Origin of the sequence: Paracoccus sp. R86501, from assembly GCF_042466435.1 — a bacterium.
Classification (GTDB): Bacteria; Pseudomonadota; Alphaproteobacteria; order Rhodobacterales; family Rhodobacteraceae; genus Paracoccus.
Genome location: NZ_JAXHPZ010000001.1, coordinates 479,406 through 490,000 on the forward strand (window position 1 = coordinate 479,406; position 10,595 = coordinate 490,000).

Here is a 10,595-nt window from a genome sequence, read left to right on the forward strand (position 1 = left end):
ATGGCCGATCCGCATATCCCCGTTCTTCTGAACCCGCTGCTGCGCGCCGTTGCGCCGGTTGGCGGCGTCTGGCTGGACGGCACTTTTGGCGCGGGCGGTTATGCCCGTGGCCTGCTGGCCGCCGGGGCCGATAAGGTCATCGGCGTCGATCGCGATCCTTCCGTCTTCAAGATGGCCGACGCATGGCGCGGCGAATATGGCGACCGCCTGAAGCTGGTCGAAGGCACGTTTTCCGATATGGACCTGCTGGCCGGCGAAAAGCTGGACGGGGTGGTGCTGGATCTTGGCGTCAGCTCGATGCAGCTGGATCAGGCCGATCGCGGCTTTTCCTTCATGCGCGACGGGCCGCTGGACATGCGGATGGGGGGCGATGTGCCCTCGGCCGCCGATCTGCTGAACGAGGCCGATGAGACCGTGATCGCCAATGTGCTGTATCACTATGGCGAGGAACGCGCCTCGCGCCGGATCGCCAAGGCCATCGTCGCTGCACGCCCGCTGACCCGCACCGCGCAACTGGCCGAGGTGGTGGCATCCTGCCTGCCGCGTCCAAAATTCGGTCAAAGCCATCCGGCGACCCGCAGTTTCCAAGCGATCCGCATCTGGGTGAACGATGAATTCGGCCAGCTGGTCGCGGGTCTGTCGGCGGCTGAACGCGCGCTTAAGCCCGGCGGTCAACTGGCCGTGGTCAGCTTCCATTCGCTGGAAGACCGCATCGTCAAACGCTTCATGCAGGCGCGGTCCGATGCGGGCGGGGCAGGGAACCGCTATGCGCCGGTGACGGAACTGGTGACGCCCGCCTTCAAGATGCCCTTCCGCCGCGCCATCGGTCCCGACCCCGACGAGTTGGACGTAAACCCGCGGTCCCGTTCGGCATTGCTGCGCGTGGGCATCCGTACCGAGGCACCCGCGGGCGAGGTCAACGCGAAATCGCTGGCCATGCCGCGTCTGCCGGGGAAGGGGTCTGCCTGATGCGCTCGATCACCTATTTCGCCGGGATATTGGTGGTGATGGGACTGGCCTTCTGGGCCTATCGGGAAAACTATGCCACGCAGGCCTCGATCGGGGAAATGTCGCAGGTCCAGCGCCAGATCGCCGCGCTGCGCGAGGAACTGGGCGTCTTGCGCGCCGAATGGGCCTATCTGAACCGCCCTGAACGTCTGCGCCAGCTGGTCGATCTGAACTTCGACCGGCTGCAACTGATCCCGGTCGAGATGGGACAGTTCATTTCACTCGACAATATCGATTATCCCAAACCGCCCCCGCCGGTCGATCCGCTGATCGTCCTTGACGGTGTCGACAACCCCGAGGTTCAGCCATGATCCGCACCCCATTGCGTCCCTTGGCCCGCATCCTGCGTGCGCGCGAACGTGGCGAAGACCCCGACGACATCGAGGCCGAGAACCGCCGCCTGCGCCACGAGGCATTGCAGGACCGTGCCCGCCGCCGCGCCGAGGGGCGGCTGATGCTGATGGCGGGGTGCTTCCTGCTGGCCTTTGGTACGGTCGGCGTGCGGATGGGGGCCCTTGCCTCCAGCCAGCCGTCCGAGCCGCGTGCGCAGGTGTTGTCGTCGCAGATCATGTCGCAGCGGGCCGACATCACTGACCGGCGCGGACGAATTCTTGCGACGAACCTGCTGACGCATTCGATCTATGCCCACCCGCATCAGATGGTCGATCCGGTCGCCGCAGCGCGCGGTCTGGCCAAGATCTTCCCCGATCTTGACCTTGAGCGCCTGACCCAGGACTTTACGGGCAACCGCAAGTTCATGTGGATCAAGCGCAAGATCAGCCCCGAACAGATGCAAGCCGTACATGATATCGGCGAACCGGGTCTGCTGTTCGGACCACGCGAAATGCGCATCTATCCCAACGGCGGCGTTGCGGGGCACATCCTTGGCGGTTCGGGGTTCGGCAATGAAGGCGTGAACAGCGCCGAGGTGATCGGCATCGCGGGCGTCGAAAAGGCGTTCGATGCGTGGCTGCGCGATCCGGCCAATTCCGGCGCGCCCTTGTCGCTGTCCATCGACCTGACCCTGCAGCAGGCGATGGAGGAAGTGCTGTCCTCGGGGATGGACGTGATGAACGCCAAAGGCGCTGCGGGCGTCCTGATGGAAGTGGCCACGGGCGAGATCATGGCCATGGCCAGCCTGCCCGATTTCGACCCCAACGACCGCCCCCGCCCCCTGCTGACGGGGGACCCCTCGGACAGCCCGCTGTTTAACCGTGTGGTTCAGGGTCAATACGAGCTGGGATCGACCTTCAAGATCTTCCCGGTAGCGCAGGCGCTGGACTTGGGACTGATCAACCCCTCGACCGGGATCAGTGGCAAGACACCGATCCGCATCGGTAAGTTCCTGATCAACGATTTCCACAATTACGGCGACGTCCTCAGCACGACGGACATCATCGTGAAATCCTCGAACGTGGGGACGGTGCGGATCGCGCAGATGATCGGCGTCGACCGCCAGAAGGATTTTCTTCAGAAGCTGGGCCTGTTCGAACCGACCCCGGTCGAGCTGGTCGAGGCATCGACCGGCCAGCCGCTGGTGCCGCAGCGCTGGCCCGCCGTGACCGCCGCTACCGTCAGCTTCGGTCACGGGCTGGCCGCCAGCCCGCTGCATCTGGCCACCGCCTATGCCACCATCGCCAACAACGGCCGTCGCGTGACGCCGACGCTGGTGCATGGCCGCAAGCGTCCCGAGGGTGACCAGATCCTGTCGCCCCGCGCTGCCGCCATGGCCGTCGACATGCTGCGCCAGGTCGTGACCCGCGGCACCGCACGTCAGGCCGATGTCCCGGGATACGAGATCGCGGGCAAGACCGGCACCGCCGACAAGCCGCGTCCCAGTGGCGGCTATTACAAAAACAAGGTGATGGCGACCTTCGCCTCGACCTTCCCGGCCAGCGATCCGAAATACGTTCTGATCGTGTCGCTCGACGAACCAAGCGTCGAGACCGCCTATGGCAGCGAAAGCCGCACGGCGGGCAATACCACCGTTCCCGTCGCGGCAGAACTGATCCGCCGCATCGGCCCGCTTCTGGGCCTGTCGCCAAAGGGTGACGAAAAACTGCCGACGATCCGCGCCCGGTTCGAACCCCGTGTTGAACCCCAGGAAGCGAGTGGGATAAAGCTCGTCGCAAATCAATGACGGGTGGGACTGTGAGCCAGGACAGAGTGACGCTTGCGCAACTAGGGTTGCGTGCACGCGACGGGCGCAATCCCGTCATCACCGGATTGTCGATCGACAGCCGCACGATCAAGCCCGGGCATCTGTTCGCAGCGCTGCCCGGTTCGGCCGTTCATGGCGGTGAATTCATCCAATACGCCCTGCGCATGGAAGCCGCCGCCATCCTGACCGATCGCGAAGGCGCCCGCATCGCCGCCGATCTGCTGGCCGATTGGGACGGTGCGCTGGTCGTGGCCGAAGACCCGCGTGCGGCCTTGGCAAGCGCCGCATCGCTGTGGTTCCGCTGGCAGCCCGAGCACATGGTCGCGGTGACCGGCACCTCGGGCAAGACCAGCGTTGCCAGCTTCACCCGCCAGATCTGGCAGCGGTTGGGCCACAGTGCGATCAGCCTTGGCACCATGGGGGTCGAGGGCGACTACAGCGCCAAGCTGGCCCATACCACGCCCGATCCCCTGACGCTTCACCGCGTTCTGGCCGAGGCCACCCGCGAAGGCGTCACCCATGCCGCAATGGAGGCCTCCAGCCACGGCCTGGACCAGCGCCGTCTGGACGGGGTGCGCGTGCAGGCCGGGGCCTTCACCAACTTCAGCCAGGATCATCTGGATTACCACGCGGGTTTCGACGAATACTTCGCGGCCAAGGCGCTGCTGTTCAACCACATCCTGCAGGATGGCGCCTCGGCGGTCATCAACATCGACAGCCCGCGGGGGCGTCAGATGCTGGACATCGCGCAGGATCGCGGGCTGGCCGTCACGACGGTCGGCACCCATGCCGATGCGATGCTGCGGATTCTGGGCCAGCGTTACGACGCGACGGGGCAGGACCTGCGGTTCTCGGTCATGGGTCAGACGCATATGGTGCGGCTTGGCCTGATCGGCGGGTTCCAGGCCGAAAACGTGCTGGCGGCCATGGGGCTGTGTCTTGCCTCAGGCGACAGCGCGGATGCGATCATCGCGACCCTGCCGCATCTGGCGACGGTGCGCGGGCGGATGCAGCTGGCGGCGCAGCGTGAAAACGGCGCGGCGGTCTTTGTCGATTACGCCCACAAGCCCGGCGCGCTGATTGCCGCGCTGCAATCGCTGCGCCCGCATGTCATGGGTCGCATCATCGTGGTGATGGGCGCAGGTGGTGATCGTGATACCGGCAAGCGGCCCCTGATGGGGCAGGCTGCGCGGGAACATGCGGATGTAGTGATCGTCACCGACGACAACCCGCGGTCCGAGGATCCCGCGCTGATCCGCGCCGCCGTGATGGAGGGGGCCGGTCCCGAGGCCACGCAGATCGGCGACCGGGCCGAGGCGATCCTGCGCGGCGTCGATGCGCTGCAGCCGGGGGATGCCCTGTTGATCGCGGGCAAGGGTCACGAGACCGGCCAGATCATCGGAAACGACGTTTATCCCTTCGACGACGCCGAACAGGCGTCTGTCGCGGTGGCAGCATTGGATGGCCGGATATGAGCCTCTGGACAGCGGCAGAAGCTGCCACCGCCACGGGCGGGCAGGCGCAGGGTGATTGGTCCGTGCATGGCGTGTCGATCGATACGCGTACCATCGCCAAGGGTGATCTGTTCGTGGCCTTGCAGGCCGCGCGCGACGGGCATGATTTCGTGGCGCAAGCCTTGGACAAGGGTGCGGCGGCCGCGATGGTCACGCATGTCCCCGAGGGCGTGGCGCCCGATGCGCCGCTGCTGATCGTGCCCGACGTGCTGGCAGCGTTGGAGGATCTGGGCCGCGCCGGTCGTGCGCGCACGCAGGCCAAGGTCGTCGCGATCACCGGATCGGTGGGTAAGACCTCGACCAAGGATATGGCGCGGGTGGCCTTGGCGGGGCAGGGGGCCGTGCATGCCGCCGAGGCCAGCTACAACAACCACTGGGGCGTGCCGCTGACCTTGGCGCGCATGCCCGTCGACACCGATTTCGCCATCATCGAGATCGGGATGAGCAATCCGGGCGAGATCGCTCCCTTGTCGCGCATGGCGCGTCCGCATGTGGCGATGATCACGACCGTCGCGCCCGCGCATTTGCAGGCCTTCGGTGCCATCGAGGGCATCGCCCGCGAAAAGGGCGCGATCTTCCAAGGCCTGCAGCCCATCGGCACTGCCATCATCCCCGAAGACCTGCCCGTGACCCAGATCCTGCGCGATTGCGCGGATGAGGCCGGCGCCATTCTGGTTGGTTTTGGTGACCATGGCGCGGCCAAGCTGATGCGCGCGCAGGTCAAGGATGGCAGGCTGGACTGTCACGCCCGCATTCAGGGCGAGACGGTGATCTTCGCCTTGCCGACGACCGGCAAGCATTTCGCCATGAACGCGGTCGGCGTCTTGGCCGCGCTGGCTGCGGCGGGCGCGGACCTCAAGACGACGGCCAAAGCCATTTGCGACTGGCAGCCCCCGAAAGGGCGCGGCGCGGTCGAGGATCTGAGTGGCATCCGGTTGATCGATGACGCCTTCAACGCCAATCCCGCATCGCTTGCGGCGGGACTGGCCACGCTGGCGGGCCTGCCCGGTGACCGGCGCGTCGCCATTCTGGGCGACATGCTGGAACTGGGCGACGATGAAATTGCGATGCACCGCGCCGTGGCCGATGATCCGGCGATGGCGCAGGTCGATCTGGTCCATTCCGCGGGTCCGCTGATGCGGCACCTGCATGACACGCTGCCCCCGGCCAAACGCGGTCTCTGGGCGGAAAACGCAACTGACCTTGCTGCCGAACTGCCGCATCTGGTGCAAACCGGGGATGTGGTTCTGGTCAAGGGATCGAAATCCTCGCGGATCTCGACGGTGGTCAACGCGCTGCGCGCGCGTGCCGCCCAAGAAAAGGAATAACGCCATGCTTTACTGGCTCAGCAACCTGTCCGAGGGGGGGGATTTCTTCAACCTCTTCCGCTATATCACCTTCCGCGCGGGGGCCGCGTTCTTTACCGCGCTGATCTTCGGCTTCATTTTCGGAAAGCCCCTGATCAGCTATCTTCGCCGTGTGCAGAAGAAGGGCCAGCCCATCCGCGATGACGGCCCCGAAAGCCATCTGTCGAAGGCGGGCACGCCCACCATGGGCGGTCTGCTGATCCTGTCGGCGCTGATGTTCACGACGCTGCTTTGGGCGCGGCTGGACAACGGCTATGTCTGGATCGTGCTGCTGGTGACGGCGGGCTTTGCGGGGATCGGCTTTGCCGACGACTATGCCAAGGTCTCGAAGCACAACACCAAGGGCGTCAGTTCCCGCGTGCGGATGGGGTTGGGGCTGCTGATCGCAGCGCTGGCCTCCATCGCCGCCAGCTGGCTGCATCCGGCCGAGCTGTCGAACCAGCTGGCTCTGCCGATCTTCAAGGACGTGCTGATCAACCTGTCGTTCCTGTTCATCCCTTTCGCGATGATCGTGATCGTCGGTTCGGCCAATGCGGTGAACCTGACCGACGGTCTGGACGGTCTGGCCATCATGCCGGTGATGATCGCGGCGGGCACGCTTGGGGTCATTGCCTATACGGTCGGTCGCGTCGATTTCACCGAATATCTGGGCGTCCACCACGTTCCCGGCACCGGCGAGATCCTGATCTTCGTCGCCGCCCTGATCGGCGGGGGTCTGGGGTTCCTGTGGTACAACGCACCCCCCGCGGCGGTGTTCATGGGCGACACGGGCAGTCTTGCCTTGGGCGGTGCCTTGGGCGCAATTGCCGTCGTCACCAAGCACGAAATCGTTCTGGCCATCGTCGGCGGCCTGTTCGTGGTCGAGGCGCTGAGCGTCATCATTCAGGTTCTGTACTTCAAGAAGACCGGCAAGCGCGTCTTCCTGATGGCTCCGATTCATCACCACTTCGAAAAGAAGGGCTGGGGCGAGGCGCAGATCGTCATCCGCTTCTGGATCATCTCATTGATCCTTGCGCTGATCGGTCTGGCGACGCTTAAGCTTCGCTAGGTTTCGACAATTCCCGGCACAGGTAAGACAGCATGATTCCCGTTGAAGACGTAGAAGGCCAAACCATCGCGGTTCTGGGGCTGGGCCGTTCCGGCAAGGCGACGGCCGCGGCCCTTGCCGCCGGTGGGGCGCAGGTCATCGCATGGGACGACGGTGTCAACACGCGGCAGGCCGCGCAGGATGCCGGACTGAAGATCGTCGATCTGACACGGGACGAAGGATGGCACGGCGTCACGGCGCTGATCGTCAGCCCGGGTATTCCGCATCTGTACCCTGCGCCGCATCCGGTGATCGAGAAGGCCTATCGCCTTGGCGTGCCGGTGGACAATGACATCGGGCTGTTCTTCCGCAGCTATGCCACCGCCGATTGGGATGGTTTCGACCGTGCGCCGCGCGTGATCGCCGTGACCGGATCGAACGGCAAATCGACGACGACCGCGTTGATCCACCATATCCTCCAGGAATGCGGACGACCCACGCAGATGGGCGGCAACATCGGCACCGGCGTCCTGTCGCTGGAGCCCGCCACGGATGGCGAGGTCGTCGTGCTGGAGCTGTCCAGCTATCAGACCGATCTGGCCCGCGCGCTGACGCCGGATGTAGCAGTCTTCACCAACCTCTCGCCGGATCATCTGGATCGGCACAGCGGCCACGGCGGCTATTTCGCGGCCAAGCGACGGCTGTTTGCCGAAGGTGGCCCGGACCGCGCCGTGATCGGCGTCGACGAACCCGAGGGGCTGTATCTGGCCGGTCAGCTGGCGATGGGACCTGCGGACGATCGGGTGATCCGCATCTCCTCGGGGCAGAAGTTGGAGCGTGGGGCCTGGTCGGTCTTTGCCCGCAAGGGGTTCCTGTCGGAATACCGCAAGGGACGGCAGGCGGCCTCGATCGATCTGCGGGCCATTCAGGGTCTGCCCGGTGCGCATAACCATCAGAACGCCTGCGCGGCCTATGCCGCCTGTCGCGCCGTGGGTCTTGCGCCGCGCCAGATCGAAGCGGCGTTGCACAGCTTCAGCGGTCTACCCCACCGCAGCCAGACCGTCGCGGAAATCGAAGGCGTGCGCTATGTCAACGACAGCAAGGCCACGAATGTCGATGCGGCCGCCAAGGCGCTGCAGGCCTTCAAGCAGATCCGCTGGATTGCCGGCGGTCTGGGCAAGGACGGCGGCATCACCGCGCTTGCGCCCTATCTGGAGAATGTGGCCAAGGCCTATCTGATCGGCCATTCGGCCCGCGATTTTGCGTTAGAGATTGGCAAAACCCCGCATGAGGTCTGCGAAACCATGGCGCAGGCCGTCGCGCGCGCCGCAGCCGATGCGCAACCCGGCGACACCGTTCTGCTGGCCCCGGCAGCGGCCAGCTTCGACCAATATCCGAACTTCGAAAAGCGCGGCGAGGATTTCGTCCAACTGGTGCTGTCGCTGCAGGACGCGTGACGATTAGCCCCAATCGGGCGGGCGCTTTTCCAGAAACGCCCGCATGCCTTCGATAGTGTCTGGCAGCATGACGTTGTCGCACATGGTCTGCCCCGCGCCTTGATAGGCCATGTCCAAAGGCTGGTTCATCTGCCGGTGAAAGGCCGCTTTTCCAAGCCGGATGGCGGCGGGCAACTTGGCGGCGACGCTGTCAGCCAACTGCATGGTGGCCGCTTGCAGATCATCTGGCGTCGCGACCCTGTTGATCAGCCCCAGTTCGCGCGCGCGGGCGGCGCTGATGAAGTCGCCGGTGGTCAGCATCTCGAAGGCGGCCTTGGGCGGGATGGCGCGGGTCAGGGCCACCATCGGCGTGGCACAGAACAACCCGAGCGATACGCCGTTCACGCCAAAACGCGCCGTATCCGCCGCGACCGCCATGTCGCAGGACGCCACCAACTGACAGCCCGCTGCCGTGGCGATCCCTTGAACCTGCGCGATGACGGGCTGGGGCAGGGCGGTGATCAGCTGCATCAGCGTGGCGCAGCGGTCGAAGAGATGCCGCATGCGATCGGCCCCATCATCGGCCTCTGTGCCCTCAACCATCTGACGCAGATCATGACCGGCCGAAAATGCCTTGCCTTGCGCGGCCAGGATCACGACGCGGATGTCGTCTTGCCCTGCGATGCGCGTCAGGGCGTCGATCAGATTCTCGATCATCTGCAGGGACAGGGCATTATAGCGGGAAGGGTCGTTCAGCGTCAGCAGGGCGATGTGCCCCGTCTGGCTACTGGTCAGCAACTGGTCCATCTTGCGCTCTCCTCTCGATTGGCGAAAGCCTAGGGGGCAAATCGCAAGGGGGGAAGCATGACCATCGTCATGGATGCGGCGGCATTGAACGCGTTTCTGGAAACCGATTTTCCACAGGTGGCGGGGCAATATGTCATCGACGACGTGACGCCCGACGGGGTTTTGGCGCGGCTGAGGGTCCGGGACGGGCATCTGCGTCCGGGCGGAACGGTCAGCGGACCGTCGATGTTCGCGCTGGCGGATCTGGCGGTCTATTGCGCGATCCTGTCGCGGATCGGTCCGGTCGGGCTGGCGGTGACGACGAATGCCTCGATCGACTTCATGCGCAAGCCTGTGGCGGGGGTGGATCTGCTGGCCGAATGTCGCATCCTGAAGCTGGGGCGTGTGCTGGCGGTTGCCGATGTGCTGATCCGGTCTATGGGGACGGATGCGCCGGTTGCGCGCTGTTCGACGACCTATTCAATTCCGCCCGAACGCCCGTAAAATCGGGTCATGCATTGGGGTATATTGATACCTATATTTCAAGCCTCTGTTTTAGAACGGTTTATCGGCGCGCATCGGGCTTGACGCAGGGGGCGCAATCTTCGATACACCCCCATCTCGAATGATTACGACCCTGAAGGGACGACAGATGAAAACCTTTACCGCAAAACCGGCGGATATCGAGAAGAAGTGGATCCTGATCGACGCTGAAGGCGTCGTTCTGGGCCGTCTTGCTACGATCGTCGCCAACCGCCTGCGGGGCAAGCACAAGCCCAGCTACACGCCGCACATGGATATGGGCGACAATGTCATCATCATCAACGCCGACAAGGTGCAGATGACCGGCAAGAAGCGTGAAGACAAGAAGTACTTCTGGCACACCGGCCACCCGGGCGGCATCAAGCACCGCACGGCACGCCAGATCCTGGAAGGCGCCCACCCCGAGCGCGTGGTGATCAAGGCCGTCGAGCGCATGATCAGCCGCAACAAGCTGGGCAAGCAGCAGATGACCCATCTGCGCGTCTATGCCGGCGCCGAGCATGGTCACGAAGCACAGCAGCCCGAAGTTCTGGACGTCAAGGTCTTGAACCCCAAAAACACCCGGAGCGCATGAGCATGGCCGAAGACATCAAAACCTTGGACGACCTGAAGTCGGCCGTCACCGGCACCTCGGCTGATGCAGCCACGGCCGTTGTCCACGAAGCGCAGATCGACGATCTGGGCCGTTCCTATGCCACCGGCAAGCGTAAGGACGCGGTTGCACGCGTCTGGGTCAAGCCCGGTTCCGGCAAG

Annotated in this window: 11 protein-coding genes (1 of these 11 only partly in view); 10 read left to right on the forward strand and 1 reads right to left on the reverse strand. The window is 64.7% G+C overall.

From position 1 onward, the window contains the following. From rsmH to murD, 7 genes are read left to right on the forward strand one after another with little or no spacing between them, the layout of a single operon-like run. On the forward strand, nt 1–969 hold the full coding sequence (gene rsmH, locus SJY40_RS02465; RefSeq protein WP_378942334.1) for a 16S rRNA (cytosine(1402)-N(4))-methyltransferase RsmH: 969 nt from the start codon (nt 1–3) through the stop codon (nt 967–969). Beyond that, nucleotides 969–1,319 (forward strand): cell division protein FtsL, encoded by a 351-nt coding sequence (locus SJY40_RS02470; protein WP_378942336.1) that lies wholly within the window; start codon nt 969–971, stop codon nt 1,317–1,319. Before rsmH ends, SJY40_RS02470 begins: the two co-directional genes overlap by 1 nt. Next, on the forward strand, nt 1,316–3,148 hold the full coding sequence (locus SJY40_RS02475) for a peptidoglycan D,D-transpeptidase FtsI family protein (RefSeq protein WP_378942338.1): 1,833 nt from the start codon (nt 1,316–1,318) through the stop codon (nt 3,146–3,148). Before SJY40_RS02470 ends, SJY40_RS02475 begins: the two co-directional genes overlap by 4 nt. After that, on the forward strand, nt 3,145–4,644 hold the full coding sequence (locus SJY40_RS02480; RefSeq protein ID WP_378942340.1) for a UDP-N-acetylmuramoyl-L-alanyl-D-glutamate--2,6-diaminopimelate ligase: 1,500 nt from the start codon (nt 3,145–3,147) through the stop codon (nt 4,642–4,644). Before SJY40_RS02475 ends, SJY40_RS02480 begins: the two co-directional genes overlap by 4 nt. Then, nucleotides 4,641–6,011 (forward strand): UDP-N-acetylmuramoyl-tripeptide--D-alanyl-D-alanine ligase, encoded by a 1,371-nt coding sequence (gene murF, locus SJY40_RS02485; RefSeq protein WP_378942342.1) that lies wholly within the window; start codon nt 4,641–4,643, stop codon nt 6,009–6,011. Before SJY40_RS02480 ends, murF begins: the two co-directional genes overlap by 4 nt. Nucleotides 6,012–6,015: 4 nt before the next feature. Next, a complete protein-coding gene (gene mraY / locus SJY40_RS02490) occupies nt 6,016–7,098 on the forward strand; it encodes a phospho-N-acetylmuramoyl-pentapeptide-transferase (protein WP_378942345.1) in 1,083 nt (360 codons plus the stop codon). A gap of 32 nt (nt 7,099–7,130) precedes the next feature. Then, nucleotides 7,131–8,534: a UDP-N-acetylmuramoyl-L-alanine--D-glutamate ligase gene (gene murD / locus SJY40_RS02495; RefSeq protein WP_378942347.1), complete on the forward strand. Its 1,404-nt coding sequence runs from the start codon at nt 7,131–7,133 to the stop codon at nt 8,532–8,534. A 3-nt stretch (nt 8,535–8,537) separates the two neighbouring features. Here the strand turns inward: murD and SJY40_RS02500 are convergent, their stop codons facing one another. After that, nucleotides 8,538–9,320, reverse strand: coding sequence for an enoyl-CoA hydratase (locus SJY40_RS02500; protein ID WP_378942349.1), 783 nt, complete (start codon nt 9,318–9,320; stop codon nt 8,538–8,540). Nucleotides 9,321–9,377: 57 nt separating this feature from the next. Here SJY40_RS02500 and SJY40_RS02505 point away from each other — a divergent pair, with 57 nt between their 5' ends. From SJY40_RS02505 to rpsI, 3 genes are all read left to right on the forward strand, one after another. Continuing rightward, on the forward strand, nt 9,378–9,803 hold the full coding sequence (locus tag SJY40_RS02505; RefSeq protein WP_378942352.1) for a PaaI family thioesterase: 426 nt from the start codon (nt 9,378–9,380) through the stop codon (nt 9,801–9,803). A gap of 148 nt (nt 9,804–9,951) precedes the next feature. Then, nucleotides 9,952–10,416 carry a 50S ribosomal protein L13 gene (gene rplM / locus SJY40_RS02510; RefSeq protein ID WP_378942354.1) on the forward strand — a complete coding sequence of 155 codons (465 nt, stop codon included), beginning with the start codon at nt 9,952–9,954 and terminating at the stop codon, nt 10,414–10,416. A gap of 2 nt (nt 10,417–10,418) precedes the next feature. Continuing rightward, nucleotides 10,419–10,595 carry the start of a 30S ribosomal protein S9 gene (gene rpsI, locus SJY40_RS02515; RefSeq protein ID WP_108503321.1) on the forward strand. 312 nt of this gene lie beyond the right edge of the window, so only the first 177 of its 489 coding nucleotides appear in the window; it begins with the start codon at nt 10,419–10,421; its stop codon lies off the right edge, out of view.

Excerpts from the sequence above, each read along its gene's own strand:
- rsmH (WP_378942334.1), top strand. The coding sequence starts at position 1 with ATGGCCGATCCGCATATCCCCGTTCTTCTGAACCCGCTGCTGCGCGCC.
- SJY40_RS02470 (WP_378942336.1), top strand. The coding sequence starts at position 969 with ATGCGCTCGATCACCTATTTCGCCGGGATATTGGTGGTGATGGGACTG.
- SJY40_RS02475 (WP_378942338.1), top strand. The coding sequence starts at position 1,316 with ATGATCCGCACCCCATTGCGTCCCTTGGCCCGCATCCTGCGTGCGCGC.
- SJY40_RS02480 (WP_378942340.1), top strand. The coding sequence starts at position 3,145 with ATGACGGGTGGGACTGTGAGCCAGGACAGAGTGACGCTTGCGCAACTA.
- murF (WP_378942342.1), top strand. The coding sequence starts at position 4,641 with ATGAGCCTCTGGACAGCGGCAGAAGCTGCCACCGCCACGGGCGGGCAG.
- mraY (WP_378942345.1), top strand. The coding sequence starts at position 6,016 with ATGCTTTACTGGCTCAGCAACCTGTCCGAGGGGGGGGATTTCTTCAAC.
- murD (WP_378942347.1), top strand. The coding sequence starts at position 7,131 with ATGATTCCCGTTGAAGACGTAGAAGGCCAAACCATCGCGGTTCTGGGG.
- SJY40_RS02500 (WP_378942349.1), bottom strand. The coding sequence starts at position 9,320 with ATGGACCAGTTGCTGACCAGTAGCCAGACGGGGCACATCGCCCTGCTG.
- SJY40_RS02505 (WP_378942352.1), top strand. The coding sequence starts at position 9,378 with ATGACCATCGTCATGGATGCGGCGGCATTGAACGCGTTTCTGGAAACC.
- rplM (WP_378942354.1), top strand. The coding sequence starts at position 9,952 with ATGAAAACCTTTACCGCAAAACCGGCGGATATCGAGAAGAAGTGGATC.